Source organism: Dolosicoccus paucivorans, assembly GCF_900100125.1.
In the GTDB taxonomy this organism is placed as follows: domain Bacteria; phylum Bacillota; class Bacilli; order Lactobacillales; family Aerococcaceae; genus Dolosicoccus; species Dolosicoccus paucivorans.
In genome coordinates this window covers 1-17,560 of record NZ_FNEL01000037.1, presented here as the reverse complement: position 1 = coordinate 17,560, position 17,560 = coordinate 1, and the positions used below count along the sequence as shown (strand labels likewise).

Genomic DNA, 17,560 nt, shown 5'->3' with positions numbered 1-17,560 from the left:
ACTTCTGGTTCTGGAGTTTCCGGCGTCTCTGGAACTTCTGGTTCAGGAGTTTCAGGTGTCTCTGGAACTTCTGGCTCAGGGGTTTCTGGTTTTTCAGGAACCTCTGGTTCAGGAGTCTCTGGAGTCGTTGGAACTACTTCTTGTTTGAAGTAATTATAAGTAATCTCCTGCATGACACCTGCAACATACTCACCTCGAACGATACTATCTTGATTATATTCAGGTCTTTCTAACACACTGTCAGAATTGTATCTGAAGACAAAGCCGTCTTTTTCGTCTTTGCCCGCCACGAATTGTGTCTCGCCGCGGAAGCCTTCTTGGAACGCGTTGGTATATTCCATCTCGGTTACTTCCACAATTTCTAACACATTTCCGTTTTCATCAACTTTCTCAATGAAATATTTGTGCGTATCTTGGAAGCGACCCGGTTGGCGCACTTTTTCGTATTCATAGGTGACAGACTGGTTTTCGCTAGGAATATAATGACCTTCAGTTGGCTCACCATTTTCATCAAATGGAGTGCCTTCAGTCGCGTCAGTCACTTCGGTAAATTCATAACCATCGCGCTCATCTTTGACCGTCGTAAAGATATCTTCGGCTTGACCGGTTGAACGATCTGAAGTGTAAGATGTTTCTTCATTCTTGGTTCGGTCAACAACATTTCCGTCAAAGTCTTTTTTTTTCGACATCAAAGTAATTATGATGTTCTTCGAACGTACCTTCTTCCACGACAGGGGTAGTCGGAATGACTTGCGTCTTATAGTAGTTATATACAACAGACTGATGAATACTTGGCGCATAATCTCCAGTGACATTTCCGTTTGTATCAATCACAGTATCTTCAACAAATCCATTCGTTGTCGTGTCTTCATGATTGTAAACATAGCCATCTTTTTCTTTCGTTGTCGAAGCAAAGTTGGTACCTGGATATGCTTCGATAAAGTCAGGTTTGTCTAACAGATCAGTCTGTTCAACAATATTTTGACCTGCTTCAACCGGATTGCCGTTTGCATCGACAGGATTTCCATTTTCATCTTGATAAACGATGAAGTAATGATGTTCTTCGCTGAAACGACCTGGTTGCGTTACTTTTTCGTACTCATAGTAGACATCAAGATGCGTTTCAGGGACATAATTTCCATTTGCTTGTGAACCATCCTTGTTAAACGCTACACCTTCATCTCCATGCACATCTTTCAATTCAAAGCCACCTTTTGGTTGTTGTGACGTGGTATATTGGTCGCTTTCCTGACCTTCCGTCTGTTCACCATCCACCGTTTCAACGACTGTTTCATCTTCTAAGAGATTGCCTTCAAAGTCTTTGAAGTATTCAGTGTACTTATGATGCTCTTGGAACGTTCCTGGTTGAATCGTTTCAGGATCACGCTCGGTCTTTGTATAAACATACGTAATGCGTTGGTATTCACCTGGGACATAAGTTCCGTTGGTATTACCATCAGCATAGTACTCAGGTTTTTCTAGACCATCCGCTCCTTCAACTTTTCAAATTTAAAGCCATCTTTTTCTTCGATCGTTGCGGTAAAGCGGTCTTCATCGCGGAAACCTTCTTGGAATTCATTCGTATGTTCAGAAACTTTCTCGCGACGTGTTTCTTTGCCTTCCGCATCTGTATACACAATGTAGTACTCGTGGGTGTCTTCGAAACGACCTGGCTGACGGACTTTTTCATAAGTATAAGTCACTTCTTGTTTTTCATTCGCGACAAAGTTATCGGTTGCTTCGGTTCCGTCTTGGTTGTAGTTCGTTCCTTCGGTACCTTCAACCTTAACTAAGTCATAGCCATCTTTAGGACGTTCTTGCGTTGTAAAGGACTCATCTTCCGTTCCTTTTTTAACTTCATCTGAGATATTCTCAGCTTCGGTCCGTTCGACTTCTTCGCCCTCAAAGTTCTTCTCAACATCGTAATACTTGTGATGTTCTTGGAACGTACCTTCGACAACTTCTTGTTTATAGTAGTTAAAGGTGATTTCTTGCATTTGGCCCGCAACGAACTCACCGCTAACTGTACCAGCAGCTTCATCCGCATAATCTTGTGTTTCTAAAGATTTACTGTCAGAGAAATGACGGAATTCGAAGTCGTTCTTCTCATCTTTCGTCGCCTCAAATGAAGTCTCATTACGATAACCTTCTTGATAGGTATTTGTATGTTTTAAATCTCCAACTTCAACTGTCTCGATTAAGTCACCATTCATGTCGACTTTCTGAATGAAATAACGATGTGTATCTTGGAAACGACCTGGTTGACGAACTTTTTCGTAAACATAGGTTACTTCTTGAGTCTCCCCAGCAATCTACTCATTTCCTTGAAGTGTGCCATCTTCGTCAAATTTAGGTTCAACAATTAGTTTCGTTTCTGTTTTTTCTTTATTGACTTTATAACCATCGCCTTCTTGAAGGGCAGAGTGATAGGTTTCTTCCTCCGGACCTTCAGAAGTAATACCGGTGACACTGTTCGTCTTTTCTTGGTTCAGTTCGCGACTGGTTTCAACGCCTTCAAAGTTCTTTTCTACATCATAATATTCATGATGCTCAACGAATTTTCCGGTTTCAACCGATGGAACTTGTAAGTAGTAGTTGTAAGTAATCTTTTGTAACTTCCCTGCCACAAATTTACCATCAACTACACCCGTATCTTCATTGACATAATTCTCAGATTCTAAATCATGGTCTGAAGTATTGCGGTATTCAAACGTTCCGTTCATCTCAAGGATATCTTCGTAACGCTCAAATCCTTGGAGTTCATTGCTTAAATCAGTGGCTGTCTTTTCTTCTTTTGTCGCGGTAAAGTTCTTATCATCGCGTAAGCCTTCCTGGAAATCTTTAGTGAAAGTTGCTTCAGTCACTGGGACGGTTTTTACGACTTTTCATTCTTGGTCAAGGTACTCCACAAAGTATTTGTGCGTATCTTCGAAACGACCTGGTTGGATGATGCGCTCATATTCATAGAACACCTCTTGTGTGACGCCAGGGATAAAGTTCCCATCTGTTGGAGTGCCATTCTCATCGAATTTCGCACCGCTTTCGCCTCTGACGTCACTAATTCAAAGTTATCATCCAACCATCATGAGGGCGTCTCTAGGTGGTGTATGTTTGATCCGCGCGTCCCGTGACCGCATCAGAAGCGAAGTCCTCTAATTCATCGCGCTTAACTTCTTTTCCAAAGAAATCTTTCGTCACTTCATCGTATTTATGATGGTCCACAAACGCGCCTAAGACTTGAACTTCTTTATAGTAGTTGTAGATGACTTTTTGATGAACGCCAGGCACGTAGTCGCCGTTGACGTTTCCATTGTCATCTTTCGTTGTTTCGTTTGCGAAGTTCTCCGTGACGGTTTTGGTATCTTTATATTCGTATCCGTCTTCGGGCTTAATTTGTGAAGTGAATCCACCTTTATCAGCAAAGTCTTCTTTGTAAGCAGGTGTCTTTGCTAATTCAGTTTGTTCAATCGGAGTACCAAAAGCAACTCCTTTTTCATCCAACTCGATGATGTAATAATGGTGCTCCTCGCTGAAACGGCCTGGTTGCACTTCTTTTTCGTAGACGTAAGTCACCGATTGGTCAACCCCTGGAATGAAGTTTTGGCCGATGAGTGAACCGTCTTCTTCTAGCTTTGGATCTGGAATGTTGGTTGATGGGGTAGTTTGGGTGTGTTTGTAGTCTTCAGGTTGGATAGAGGAATTGTATTTCTCGCTATCTGGACCTTCTTGGATGTTTGTTCCATATTTAGACAGTTCTTTATTTTCTGTCGATTCTTTTAGCGAACCATCAAAGTTTAAGACTTTATCGTAGTAGATGTGGTTTTCTTTGAATGAACCTGGCTTTTCAGTCCCTTGTCCAGTAGCACCACCTGCAACCGTAGCGATAGCAGAGTTTTTAAAAGAAGTGGGTATAGTTGTTGATGATCTTGCTAATGCTGCTTCGGTTGCAAACAGACGCGTTTGTCCAGGTTCAACATCTTCAGCAATTCCTTTAACAACAGCTACATACGTCTTGCTTGGATTAATTAAAGTGAATTTATAGCCTACTTTAGCATGCTTCAACACATTCACTTCTGTTGTTACATCTCTAGCTTGTACTTCTTCTGGAATAAAGTAGTGACTGTCAGGTAAAGTACTCCCTTGGTCTACTTCATAAATTTTAATTTCTGCTTCTTGCATTTTCATCGGGTTAATCATGTCTTTTGCATGGCGTTCATAGATATATCCTGTAGCACCGTCTGCAAGTTGGACATTATCCGGATTATAATAGGAAATGATTGTATAATTTTTATTATCAACAATTTCTAAAATCTGATTAGTTACACCATACTCATCCTTCAAATGTTCAGCAGTGGCAGCATAATCAATGTATTTCGTATCAGCATATTTTTTACCACCGATCGTATATCCGACTTCATATTCGCCTGAGTTTGGCGTGTTTTTGTAGTCATAGTTATGATGGTATTCTTGCTTTATTTTTACATTGGTATATCTTTCAACGTAGTTGGTTAATGTGTAACGGATTTTATACTCATCACGGAAGTCTGGAACCGATGCAATTAATTCACCTGTATTAGGATCGTTGACCCCGATTTGGATTCCAGTAATTGGATCGCGACCATTGGTTACGTCGTTCGGATTAACCGGTGAAACTGATAGAGAAGGAGTGTAAGTAACGTCGAAATAGTCTCCGGCTTTAGCATTATTCGGAATCGTCGCATCAAAAGTGAAGTTAGTCGACTCGATTTCTAGCCCGTTACCGCCGACAGCATTTAATTTCCCGTCTCCATCTTTATCATCAAACGTTAATTTCGCATCAACCGTAATTTCATTACTAATATCACGTCCGGTTGTCTCTGCTACGACCATTGGTTCAGCATTCATATCGGCTGCTCTAAAGAACGTGCCAGTTGGAGCTGGTGCTGACTCTTCTTCGACCATTGGCTCTACTTGAGGTTCATGAACTTGAGGTTGCTCAAAAGTCTCTGCTTCAGGTTCAGTTTGTAATTGATCAAAAGAAGGCTCTTGTTCAAACATGTCTCCAGCTCCTTCTTGAGCCATTTCAATATCTTGGCTCACTTCTTCGGCCGACGCTAATACAGCGTTTGAACCTAAAAAGATCATTGAAGCGACGGTAACTGACGCAACACCAACCGTTAATTTACGAATACCAAAACGACGAACATGTTGACCGTCGTTGAGGCGTTTTAAATAGTTATTATTTTTTCCTAGCATTTCATCTCTCCTGAATATTTTATCTAAATTGATTATAAATAAAAATATTTATTCTTTCTTAGTTTAAACATAGGTCTATGTTTGATTATATAGCCAAACCACATATTTGCAAGCGTCTTATTTCCTTGTGCTATAAAATAAATAAAACCCCAATCGCTCATTCCTACGATTGAGGTTCCACACGTTTGGAGATCGTGTGCTATATGTTTAGTGGAAAACCCACTTACTCTGAATTTAAAAATATGCATCGGTCGTTGAATTTCTGGCTTAAATTCTTCGACCTTAAATGATCTCGTTTATCATTTAACTGGCATATTTAAAAATTCTATCTGTCATCTTGCCAATAGCAGTTAAGTATGGCTTATAAAAGGAAAGAATGCTCTCGAGATTTCTTCTATCCAATCAAACAACCTCTTTCTAACTGGCGGGTCAAAAGAAGCTGTCAGTCATATTTAATTGCTATGTCACTAGAAATAGAAAGTTCTACTTCTTTGGCAAATCGCTAGAGTAAAATATATTTTACTCTAGTAGACCTATTATAAGGAAATACTTTAAAAAGGCAACCCGTTTTACATTTTTTGTTTAGAATGACTTAAATCTACACACTTATTGTTAATTAAAATATTTAATATTAAAGTTGCTCTTTCAGAACTAACACCGCATCTGGATCGACGGCTACACGGTCCGTTACGTTAATCGTTGTCGGATCATCGAGTGTAACTTTAGACCCTTTCACTAAAACTTGATATTCTCCCGCAGGAATTGAAGCATTTAACACATTTCCTTGAGCGTTTAAAACAATCACAATTCGTTCTGTTTCATTTTCTAGTTTTAACGTAACAAATTCATAAGCAGCGCGAATAATTTCACTTGTTTGTTGAATCGTTTCATAAGACGTTTGACGCAACAATGGTTCTTGACGTCTTAAAGCGATAAGTCCTTTAACAAACTCCACACTATCTTTATGTACACTTCTCATTTGCCAATCCAGTTGATTAATAATATCTGGTTGATTGTAAGAGTCTCTTACGCCTTGTTTAGTACGTAAAAACTCTTGGCCCGCATGAATAAATGGAATTCCTTGAGAAAGTAAAATAGAAGCTGTCGCTAGTAGGTGGCGACGTTTTAATTCACTTTCAGAACTGTCAGGATCGGCACTTTTTAATTTGTCATATAAAGTTTGGTTGTCATGACTTTCAATATATTGAATGAGTTGTAAAGGCGATAAAAACTGCTTGGAATTACCACCCAGCATTTGTTCCGCGACCACCACTTCTTGATACCACTCTCCGTTAACAAACCCTCTGGAATCTTTTTCGAAGTCGCTTCCTTTTAGAGCTTCTCTTAACTTATCGTTAAAGTGAGCGATGCGTGGCATTTGGCTGGCATTTTCCAAATTTGCTTTATCAAATGGAGCTAATGGCGTATTTAAAATCCAACCTTCACCTAAAATGATAATACTTGGATCAATTTCATCTAATGCTTTTCTGACTTGGTTCATCGTCTCTACATCATGAATCCCCATCAAATCAAAACGAAAACCATCAATTTTATATTCTTTAGCCCAGTAAACCACACTTTCAACGATATAACGGCGCATCATGGCCCGTTCAGAGGCAGTATCATTTCCCACGCCCGTTCCATTCGATAGCGTGCCATTTTTTAAATGTCTAAAAAAGTAGCCGGGAGCTATTTTATGAAAACTTTGACTTTCCACTTCATATACATGGTTATAGACAACATCCATAATAACCCGTAACCCTGCATCGTGAAGAGACTGAATCATTTGTTTAGCCTCTTTAATACAACCGACTGGATCATAAGGATTCACCGCAAAAGTACCATCCGGAACGTTGTAGTTTAACGGGTCATACCCCCAGTTATAAGCATCAATCGTCGTCTCATCAACACTATCAAAGTCATAAAAAGGTAGTAGTTCCACATGGGTAATTCCCAACTCTTTTAAGTAATCTAACCCGGTACTGTCACCGACAGTGTTTGTTGTTCCCTTTTCAGTTAGCCCTAAAAATTTACCTGGATAAGACGAGCCACTTTCAGGACTCATCGTAAAGTCACGAATACTTCCTTCGTAAATAACCGCTTTAGAAACGTCTTCAAAAGGTTCCATTCGCCCTTCTTCATCCCATCCAGCAGGATTTGTTTTAGATAAATCAACAACGACACTTCGCTGGCCATTAACGGTGACCGCTTTACTGTATGGATCCATTGTGACTTCTTGAGTGAGGGATTGATCTTCTTCTTGGTAAGTAATTTCATAAACGTAAGTCAGTAAATGACAATCTCCTGAAATAATCTGTTCGTAGTAATTATCCTTTAACTCCATCTCGTAACGATCTTTTTCGTAGCCATATAAATCTTCAAAAACAACGAGTTCCACTTTTGCTGCGGTAGGAGCCCATACTCTAAAAGTAGTTTGTTCCTTAGTATATAAAGCGCCTAAAGGAACCTCTGTGGCATATTTTTCGTCAAATTCAGGGGTGTAGTGAATATAATAAGGGGCTTTTGGTTGTGTCATTTGTTTTCCTCCAGTCAAAATAAAAACCGCGTACAGATTGTACTGTACGCGACGCTTGATTTTCTCAAGTTAGTTTTGGGTATGTTTGAGCTTTCATCCTATTTAGTTATATTGTTTTTATGACGGTGGGATAATTGACAGTAACGCTCATACCAAATATCCACAAATCCAGGGGCAAAGGGCCCTTTTTCTTCTTCGATCCAGCGAACCAGTTCTTGAATATTGTATTTCAAAATCCGGTCAATTTCTGGCGGATAATTGTAAAGTTTACCGTGCAATTCATATTCATCCACATCTAAAAGACGCTTCTCTCCGTCTGGAAAGACTTTAATATCTAGATCATAGTCGATATATTTAAGTGCTTCATTATCTAATATATATGGTGAAGCTAAGTTGCAGTAATAAGTTACGCCACGTTTTCTTAACATTGCAATAATGTTAAACCAAAAGTGTTTATGATAATACAACAACGCTACTTCTCTTGTGACCCAGCGTCTTCCATCAGCTTCTGTTACGAGAGTATGATCATTACAAGCAATAATTGATTGATCGCTTGTTTTTAAGACCATATTATCGCGCCATGTTCGATGCAATGAACCGTCATGTTTATAACCTTGAATAGTGATGAATTCCCCTTCTTTTGGCTGCTTCATCACTTGCCCTACTTTCTAGAAGATAGTTGATGAGAGAGTTATTCTTCTCATCTTGAACACTGTTCTAGTATAACATAAGTCAACTTCAAAAACTTGAAAATATTTTCCGCCAAAAAGGTACCCATCTAAAATAACAGTATGTATCCGTTTTCATTCTTGTAATACGACTATATCGTAACAAATTTTTTCGCTAAAATCTAGAAAGAATTTAGCCACGGCTTGACTGCATTTCGTAATAAAAACCTTTTTTATTCATTAATGTTTCATGATTTCCTTGTTCAATCACTTGTCCATCTTTTAAGACTAAAATAATATCAGCTGATTGAATGGTAGACAAACGGTGGGCAATAATAAAGCTTGTTTTTCCTTCCATCAAACGACTAAAAGCGTCTTGAATGAGTAATTCCGTTCGCGTATCGATTGAAGAAGTGGCTTCGTCAAGAATTAAAATATGGGGTAAGGCAGCAAACACACGCGCAATGGATAGTAGTTGTTGCTCCCCTTGAGATAACATGGAATCATCCCCGCCTAAAACGGTGTCATAACCGTCAGGTAGTTGACTAATAAAGTGATGAGCGTGAGCTTGTTTAGCTGCTTCGATGACTTCTTCACGGCTCATCGTTGGGTTGCCATAGGCAATATTATCATGAATCGTCCCTACTTTAAGCCATGTTTCTTGTAGTACCATCCCAAACGCTTGACGCACACTATTTCTTGTATAGTCTTCAATGGAATAGCCGTCCAATTCAATAGAACCACTATTGACTGGATAAAAGCGCATCAATAAGTTAATTAAAGTTGATTTACCCGCCCCTGTTGGACCGACGATGGCTACAGTTTGTCCTGGTTCTACATGCAAGTTGAAATCTTGAATAAGCTCTTGACCAGGTACATAACTAAAATCAACATGATTAAAGTCAACTTCACCTTCCACCTTCGAAAGATCTAATTGAGCTTGACTGGTTTCTTTTTCTTCTGGCTCATCTAAAATATCAAAAATCCGTTCCACACTGGCTAAAGCACTTTGTAATTCAGCTAAAACGTTAGAAACGTCATTAAATGGCTTCGTATATTGAGTCGCATAATTTAAAAAGGTCACCAGTTCCCCAATCGTAAATTGGCCATTAATAATTCGAGTGGCTCCGACAAAAGTAATCAATCCATAAATTAAAGCGTTGATGAACCGGGTCGTAGGGTTTGTCGTAGAAGAATAGAAAATTGCTTGCAGCGTTGTTGAACTATAATCTTCATTTTGTTTTTTAAAGCGATCGACAACGGGCTGTTGATAACTAAATAAACGAACGACATCTTGTTGTTGGATATTTTCTTCAATGACCTGTCCTAAATCACCGCGCTTAGATAATTGCTCTCTAAATAAAAGATAGCTTCTTTTAGCGATAAAACGTGCTGCAAATAAAGATAAAGGAGTTAAGCCAACTACGAGTAACATCATCAACAAATCGAGTCTTAACATCGAGACCATCATCATTAAAATCGTTAAAACTCCCAGTAAAAACTGGTTAAAGATCATTAACGTTCCGTCGGCTAATTGTTCCGTATCCGTAATCATCCGACTGACTAATTGCCCGATCGGTTGTTGGTCGATATAAGATAAAGGTGCGTGATGCAATTTATGCATCATTTGATCTCGTAACCTTTGGGTCATATTAAAAGTAATTCGGTTATAGATCCAAGGGTTAAGCCATTGGATTGCGGTATTAATTAACGTTAACAGAATCATTTGCATTAAAATATACTTTAACTGAACAAAATCAACCATTCCTTTAGTAACGACAACGTTCACAGCCCGTCCAAGAAGAACAGGAATATAAATGGTAATGCCTGCTTGAATAATCGAACCAATGACGGCTAAACTGGCCCAACCTTTAGAAGTTAACAGTAAAGATATGAATCGTTTAAAAGTTGATTGATTAGTTTGTTCCATCTTGATTCACCTCTTTAACTTCTTGAGATTCAACTATTTCACGGTAAATTTGACTTTCTTTCATCAGCTCTTCGTGACGGCCTAAACCAACTTGTTGACCATTATCTAATACTAAAATTTGATCAGCATCTTGAATGGAAAAAGCTCGCTGAGAAATCATCATCATCGCTGTTTGTGGATAATGGGTGCGTAATGCTTGGATTAAATTAGCTTCAGTTAAATAGTCTAAAGCCGATGTAGAGTCATCTAAAATAACTAACGGAACTTTTCTTAATAAAGCTCTAGCGACAGTTAACCGCTGACGCTGCCCTCCAGAAAAGTTACGTCCAAATGTGGCTACAGGAGCATCTAATCCTTCAGGTAGTTTTTCGACAAATTCTTTTGCTTGAGCGTGCTCTAAAGCTTGCCACATTTCTTCATCACTAGCATCCCCTTTAGCCATCAGTAAGTTAGAACGAATCGTCCCTTGGAAAAGGTTGGCTTGTTGAGGAACGACAGCCATCGATGCTCGTAAAGAGTCTTTATTTGTTAGATCAAATGCCTTCGTTTGATAAGCAATATGTCCTTTAGTTGGTTCATATACCCCACTGATTAGTTGAGTTAAAGTAGTTTTACCTGAACCAGTCCCGCCAATGATTCCAATATATTCTCCAGGACGAATTGTTAAACTGATGTTTTCTAATGCGGGTAACGCAGCTTTAGGATAAGTAAAACTCATATCATCAACCGCAATTAAGCTGTCTACCTCTAACCTATGATCAATAGAGAGAGCTTGGTCTTCACTGGGCGTTTGCATAATTTCATCAATGCGACGTAAACTAATTAACCCCCGGTTCATCGTCATAATAACCATCGTTAATTTAACCAGTTCGACTAAAATCTGTAATAAATAGTTAGTTAAGGCAATAAGAGCTCCTTGGGTGAGTTGGCCGTTATATACAAAGTGACCACCTTGCCATAGAACAAGAATTAAAAGAGTATTAACAATAACATAGGTTAACGGTTGAGTTAAAATCGATAAATTATTAACCGCTAATTGACGGTTTTTAAGATCTGCTGTCCCTTCTTCAAATTGAGTAATTTCATCCTCTTGTCTAGCAAACGCGCGAATAACACGAGCGCCATGAATTTGTTCTCGGGTCAAAATCACTAAATGATCTAAAGCGCTTCGTACTTTATTATTTAATGGGACGGATAAATAGCTGATCCCTCCGACAACAATGAATAAGGCTATAATCATCCCGACAAAATAAAGCGCCATTTGACGGTCAATTCGCCAAGCCATCACTAAAGAACCAAAGACGATAAAAGGTGACCTTAAAAACAATCTAAAAAATAAGTTGAGAGCTGTTTGAACTTGGTAAGTATCATTACTCATTCGAGTTACTAGAGTAGAAGATGAATAATGATCTTGATGAGTTTTATCTAAGGCCATAATCTTTTCGAATAAATCATTCGATAACTCTTTGGTTACACCAACCGCTGATTTAGCTGAGAAGTATTGGGCCGACAATGAAGCCACAAGCCCCATACCCGCTAGCGCAAATAAATAAAGTAAAAATTTAAATAACAATGACGTATCTTGTAAAGGAATAATGTGATCGATAATATGAGCGACAATTAAGGGAACGAAAAGCTCTAAAATAGCTTCTGCCATTTTAAGTAAAGGAGCTAACCAACTTTCCTTCCAATAATCCTTTAAGTAAGGTAATAATAGTTTCAAAAAATCATCCTTTCTAATTTAAAGTCCTTCGACGGCTTTAAACAATTTATCTTGTAACGTTGAATAAGGATATTGTTCAATGGTTTCTCGGTCAACCCACTGATAATCTGTTTCAGTTAAGGTCAAGTCTTGGACTTGAATCGGCACTAATCGAACATACCAAATGCGATGAGAAAACACGTGTTTAATGGTAGGAAACATCGTCTCAAGATTTGTTGGAAACAAACTCATTTGATGAGTCCCTAATTGATAAGTCGCGTCTACTTCTTCGACTGCATCTTTTAAAGTTTCTTGTAGTGGTTCAATTAACTCAGTAGACGTCGCATCTTGCATTTGTAATTGCTGTTCAACTAAAGGAAAATGCCAAAGTCCTGTTAACAGTTGTCCTTCATCGTGTTTGGTCATCAACCACTGTCCTTTAGAATTGGTAATAACATAAGCAATATAATGGTGAGTGGTAGCTTTTGTTTTTTTCTTTTTGACAGGATACAAGTGAGCGGTGCCATTTTGATAAGACTGATCAAACTCTTTAATAGGACTTAATTCTGGCGTTAAGTTAGCCGGTGTCATAATGGTTCGTCCTAAATCCATCATCGCTTGGTTGAAGTCTCCTGGACGTTTAGGATCAATAAGGCGTTTTAAAATATCATAAAATAAACGTTTAGTTTTCGCCTTTGTAATATCTTCATCAATTTCAAACATTCTTGCAGTTACTCGCATCAAATTCCCATCAATCGCTGGTTCCGATTCGCCAAAGACGATACTAGCAATAGCTCCAGCAGTGTAGGGCCCAATTCCAGGCAATTTTACTAACTCTTGGTAAGTCGAAGGCATCTGTCCATCATAATCTTTCATGATTTGTTGAGCTGCTTTATGCATATTACGAACTCTAGAATAATAACCTAACCCTTGCCATAAAGATAACAACGTCTCCTCATCGGCGTTTGCTAAATCTTTAATCGTTGGTAGTGTGTCAATAAAGCGGTTAAAATAAGGAATCACGGTTTGAACTTGAGTTTGTTGAAGCATAATTTCACTCACCCAAATGTAATAAGGATCCAAATGAGCACGCCAAGGCAGTTGATGAGTGTGGGATTGGCTGTCATACCAATCTAAAAGGGTGCGCCTGAACGCTTCAATACGCCCATCAGTCCAGTCTTTCATATAATCCTCTATATTACTCATCCCAGCCCTCCTCTTGCTCATCCATCCACTCCCTTATATCACCATAATTAAAACCTTTTCGCATTAAAGTCGCTATAATACGCTGTTGTAGTTCGTAACCAGAATGTTTTCTTTTTTGTCGTCGTAGCGCTTTTAACGCTTCTCGTTCTAATAAATCATCTTGTCGTTCTGTTGCTTCTTCAAAAGACAAATCATCCCAAATTTGATCAATGATTTCACGGGTGTATCCTTTTTGCATTAAGTGCTGCATCAGCTTTTGTTTTAACATGGTGACACTATATTGCTTTTTAGTACGAATATATTTTTCGCTTAACTTTATGGCATTATCTAATCGCATTTCTTCATCATAGTTTTGTAACCCTTCTTCAATATGATCTAACGATACCCCTTTACGTTCTAACTCCATGCGAATACGCTCAGGTCCTTTAGCGTTAATAAGCGCGTGGTTTTGGACGTAACTTTTGGCGTACTCTAAATCGTCTAAATAACGCTGGGTGGTTAAGCGATTGATAATATCTTCTACTAAAGATAAATCGAGTGCTTCTTCATCAACATGTTCCTTTAAATATTTAGTTAAATAATCGCGCATTTCTTTAGTGGTACGTAAACCATAAGATAAATAGTGAATGCCTTTTAAATAAAGTGATTGTTCAAACTCTACTTGTTTAATTTCATCTAGTTGCTTTTGATCGATCGGACGTGGGTTAAGTAGTCCAAATTTAATGACTACACTTTCATCAACACCCATATAAAATTGACCGTCAATATATAAAGAATACCGTTTTGGATTGTTTCGTTGTTGTTCAATTTTTGTTAATTTCAATCCATCCACTCCTTCGTTTCTTCATTATAACACGTTTATATAAGAATGCTTTAAACGTTTAAATGTGAGACCAAATATGTTACCATTTAGTCAGTTTGTTATTATTTTAAAAGGGAGGCTTTAGATGAACGAAGATTACAAAACAGTTGTAGAAGTCGCCTCTTTAGCTGGAAAGATTATGTTAGAATCTCACGCGGAAAGTTATCGAGCTGAAGATACTGTTAAACGAATTCTTCAAGCAAGTGGCGTTCAAACAGCAGAAGTCATTTCTAACTCAACGGCTTTATTTATTACGATTGATGATGAGTTTATGGAACCAATGACCGTCGTTCAACGCATTACTGAAAGAGGAAACCATTTAGGTAAAATATACCGTGTTAATAATATTTCACGTCAATTAACCTCTAACCAATTAACTTATGAAGAAGCTTATTCTTTGTTACTCCATATTCAAAAAACAGAATATAGCGTCCTTGACAAAGATATTTCTAACGCAATTTTAGTCGTTTCTTTCGTTGTCTTACTGGGAGGAACGCTTCCTGAAATTTTAATTGGTTTTCCTGCCGCACTCATTGTTATTTTTGTGATGTGGCTGCAAGATAAAGTGGGGATGAATGACTTTATTTTAGGAACACTGACTACTGCCCTATTAGGTTTCCTTGTTCCAATGATGATTTGGGTAGTGGGTGGCAATTTAAATTACGATATTATTATTGTTAGTGCTTTAATGCCACTTTTCCCGGGAACCGCTTTTACTTATGGAGTAAGGGATATTTTAAAAGGAGATTATAGTTCAGGACTCGTCCGAATGACCGAAGCGATCGTGATCGGTTTAAGTCTCGCTTTAGGGGTTGCTTTTGGGCTCTATTTATCAACGGAGGTGCTCATTCCATGGCTAGCTTAGCAATTCAAGTAATTGGAGCGTTTATCGCAACAGTGAGCGCTGCTTTAACGTTAGAACTACCCCGCCATCTATTATCAAATATTGGATTTGTCGGAGCTGGTGGGTATTTAGCTTATTTACTCGTTCTCGATTATAATACCGTTCTAGCTGCATTTGTGGCAGCTTTTGTTATTACGATTATCTCTCAAATCTTTGCTCGGGTTTTTAAAGCGCCGGTGACCATGTTTTATATCCCGGGATTCTTCCCAATTGTGCCCGGGATTGCGATTTATCGTACAGTATTGTATTTTATTCAAGGGGATTTGGCACAAGCTAATTATTATTTAGTCCAAACGATGATGGTGGCAGGAGCTATTGCGATTGCGATTTTCTTAATCGACTCTTATATTGAAATGCAAAACTTTGTCTTACATCAACGACGTCTACGCCGTCGTAAAAGCCGAGAACTATAAAAAAAGGATGTGCTCTTCGAATTTCGAAGGACACATCCTTTTTAGTTTTACAGTCTCCAGAAACGATACCCTTTATTTGTAAAATATGATTTATCTAATACACTTTTCACATCTAAAAGAACGCGTTCATCATTAGGCAAGGTTTGGTTATAAAATGACTCCAGCTTATCGTCTTCTAAAGCTAAGAACTCGCGGTGAGCAACTGCTAAAATTAAACCGTCTAAATCTTTAACCTCTTCTAATGGTGTAACTTTCACACCATATTCAGCCATTGCTTCTTCACTACTTGTATAAGGATCAACAATTAACGGTTCAACTCCATATTCGTTTAAGCGAGTGATAATATCAATCACTTTTGAGTTACGAACATCTGGTGTATTTTCTTTAAAAGTTAAACCAAAAATAGCGACTTTAGCGTCAATGACTTTTTTGCCGGTTAAAACGAGTTGTTTAATCATCGAATCAGCAACAAACTCTCCCATGCTGTCATTAACTTGGCGACCCGATAAAATAATTTGACTATGGTAACCTAAATTTTCTGCTTCGTATAAAAAGTAATAAGGATCCACGCCAATACAATGTCCCCCTACAAGCCCTGGTGTAAAGCCTAAAGCGTTCCACTTCGTATTCATGGCATCAATCACATCTTGAGTATCAATCCCCATACGATCAAACACAAGAGCCAATTCGTTCATAAAGGCAATATTAATATCTCGTTGACTATTTTCAGCCACTTTAGCTGCTTCAGCTACTTTAATGTCGCTTGCTTTATGAACGCCTGCTTTAACGACGATTTCATAAATATTTGCCATTTCTTCTAAACTTTCTTCGTCTGTTGAAGAAATAATTTTAACAATATTTTCTAATGTATTCACTTTGTCACCGGGATTAATGCGTTCAGGAGAATAACCCACCGCAAAATCTTCACCACATTTAAGACCTGAAACTTCTTCAAGTAGCGGAATACACACATCTTCCGTTACACCCGGATAAACAGTCGATTCATAAACAACAATTGAACCTTTTTGTAAATATTTACCGACAGTTTTTGTGGCACTAATAATCGGCGTTAAATCCGGTGTCTTATCTAAATTAATGGGCGTAGGCACAGCAACAATATGAAATAAAGCTTCTTTTAGAAGAGATGGGTCATTAGTAAATGTCATCGTTGTCTCTTTAATAGCTTGATCTCCTACTTCATTTGTTGGGTCCGTTCCTTGTAAATAGCTGTCAATTTTTTGAGCATTATAATCATACCCAATGACGTCAACTTTTTTGGCAAAAGCGACCGCAATTGGCATTCCTACGTATCCTAATCCGACGACGGATAGTTTAGTTTGTTTATTTAATAGTTGTTGATAAAGTGTCATTCACTTTGCTCCTTTATAAAAGCTTTTCTTCAAGTATACCAAATTGTTGTGAAAAAATATATTAATGGAGTAAAACTTTAAAATAAAAAAGCCACCTCAAATCTCCTATACTCGCCTTAAAGATAGCATTGGAAGAGGTGGCAGAAATATTGAGATGACAGACAATTAGTTGACTTTTTAACTATTATAGCCAGTCAATAGTTAAGAGTAAGTTGAAGAAGATAGGCAACGATTGAGAGCATTGAAAGAATTCCTATTTCGTCTTAACTCTGTGTCAAAGTTTATCATCCCAAAATCTAAGTACATCATCTCAAACAGACAGCAAAATATCAATTATATTGCTCTTCAATTTTGCTTAAATATTCACTGAAAATTGAATTTTATATTTGTAAATTTCAAGTATAAATTAGCCACTAGCTACAAATTTTCACAAGCCTTGAACTGTGGCAGTGTTAGTTAGCTTTAGTATCTTGTCTAATCTTTAGGCCTTTACTTGGAAGCTCCGGCATGATGCTCGCGATTAGCGAGCTGGAGCCAGGCTCTGGATAGGATGTCCAAAGAGCACTTCCAGTGTATTATGCTGGACTAGGATCCAAGTCAAGGCCTTAATGTTACGCAGCATGTCGCTGGGTGTATAAAGCCCGTGCAAACAGTTCGTGTGCTGTGGCATAGCCAAACTGTTTACGTGGATAATCATTCATCCACTGCTGAACTCTCTTCAGTTGCCTATCACT

At 38.3% G+C, this 17,560-nt stretch carries 13 protein-coding genes and 1 pseudogene; 2 read left to right on the top strand and 12 right to left on the bottom strand.

All coding sequences use genetic code 11. The features are described 5' to 3' along the window. The 11 genes and pseudogenes from BLR79_RS09050 to recX form a co-directional block, all read right to left on the bottom strand. Window positions 1-689, bottom strand: a pseudogene (locus tag BLR79_RS09050) (hypothetical protein); the annotation flags it as partial. Further along, window positions 667-1,275 (bottom strand): hypothetical protein, encoded by a 609-nt coding sequence (locus BLR79_RS06135; protein ID WP_092085885.1) that lies wholly within the window; start codon window positions 1,273-1,275, stop codon window positions 667-669. The gene BLR79_RS06135 and the pseudogene BLR79_RS09050, both read right to left, overlap by 23 nt. Window positions 1,276-1,478: 203 nt before the next feature. Then, on the bottom strand, window positions 1,479-2,213 hold the full coding sequence (locus BLR79_RS06130; protein ID WP_092085883.1) for a hypothetical protein: 735 nt from the start codon (window positions 2,211-2,213) through the stop codon (window positions 1,479-1,481). Window positions 2,214-2,312: 99 nt separating this feature from the next. Then, window positions 2,313-2,864, bottom strand: coding sequence for a hypothetical protein (locus BLR79_RS06125; RefSeq protein ID WP_092085881.1), 552 nt, complete (start codon window positions 2,862-2,864; stop codon window positions 2,313-2,315). Window positions 2,865-3,096: 232 nt separating this feature from the next. Next, a complete protein-coding gene (locus tag BLR79_RS06120; RefSeq protein ID WP_092085879.1) occupies window positions 3,097-5,235 on the bottom strand; it encodes an Ig-like domain-containing protein in 2,139 nt (712 codons plus the stop codon). 631 nt (window positions 5,236-5,866) lie between these two features. Then, window positions 5,867-7,771: a type I pullulanase gene (gene pulA / locus BLR79_RS06115; protein WP_092085877.1), complete on the bottom strand. Its 1,905-nt coding sequence runs from the start codon at window positions 7,769-7,771 to the stop codon at window positions 5,867-5,869. 98 nt (window positions 7,772-7,869) lie between these two features. Then, window positions 7,870-8,424, bottom strand: a complete 555-nt coding sequence (locus BLR79_RS06110; RefSeq protein ID WP_092085875.1) for a DUF402 domain-containing protein — start codon at window positions 8,422-8,424, stop codon at window positions 7,870-7,872. Window positions 8,425-8,632: 208 nt separating this feature from the next. Next, window positions 8,633-10,369 carry an ABC transporter ATP-binding protein gene (locus BLR79_RS06105; protein WP_092085873.1) on the bottom strand — a complete coding sequence of 579 codons (1,737 nt, stop codon included), beginning with the start codon at window positions 10,367-10,369 and terminating at the stop codon, window positions 8,633-8,635. Further along, a complete protein-coding gene (locus BLR79_RS06100) occupies window positions 10,356-12,092 on the bottom strand; it encodes an ABC transporter ATP-binding protein (protein ID WP_092085872.1) in 1,737 nt (578 codons plus the stop codon). Before BLR79_RS06100 ends, BLR79_RS06105 begins: the two co-directional genes overlap by 14 nt. A gap of 18 nt (window positions 12,093-12,110) precedes the next feature. Next, on the bottom strand, window positions 12,111-13,277 hold the full coding sequence (gene mutY / locus BLR79_RS06095; protein WP_092085870.1) for an A/G-specific adenine glycosylase: 1,167 nt from the start codon (window positions 13,275-13,277) through the stop codon (window positions 12,111-12,113). Continuing rightward, complete coding sequence (recX, locus tag BLR79_RS06090; protein ID WP_159427612.1) at window positions 13,270-14,100, bottom strand: recombination regulator RecX; 831 nt, start codon at window positions 14,098-14,100, stop codon at window positions 13,270-13,272. Before recX ends, mutY begins: the two co-directional genes overlap by 8 nt. A 124-nt stretch (window positions 14,101-14,224) precedes the next feature. On the opposite strand from recX, the gene BLR79_RS06085 reads away from it, so the two are divergent. Together BLR79_RS06085 and BLR79_RS06080 are read left to right on the top strand one after the other, a co-directional pair. Beyond that, window positions 14,225-15,004 (top strand): threonine/serine exporter family protein, encoded by a 780-nt coding sequence (locus BLR79_RS06085; RefSeq protein WP_092085866.1) that lies wholly within the window; start codon window positions 14,225-14,227, stop codon window positions 15,002-15,004. Continuing rightward, complete coding sequence (locus tag BLR79_RS06080; protein WP_092085864.1) at window positions 14,992-15,456, top strand: threonine/serine exporter family protein; 465 nt, start codon at window positions 14,992-14,994, stop codon at window positions 15,454-15,456. The genes BLR79_RS06085 and BLR79_RS06080 overlap by 13 nt, the downstream gene beginning before the upstream one ends. Window positions 15,457-15,503: 47 nt before the next feature. Here BLR79_RS06080 and BLR79_RS06075 read toward each other — a convergent pair whose 3' ends face one another. Beyond that, the gene (locus BLR79_RS06075) at window positions 15,504-16,826 is read right to left on the bottom strand and encodes a nucleotide sugar dehydrogenase (RefSeq protein WP_092085862.1); all 1,323 of its coding nucleotides are present in this window, start codon (window positions 16,824-16,826) and stop codon (window positions 15,504-15,506) included. Between the last annotated feature and the right edge of the window lie 734 nt (window positions 16,827-17,560).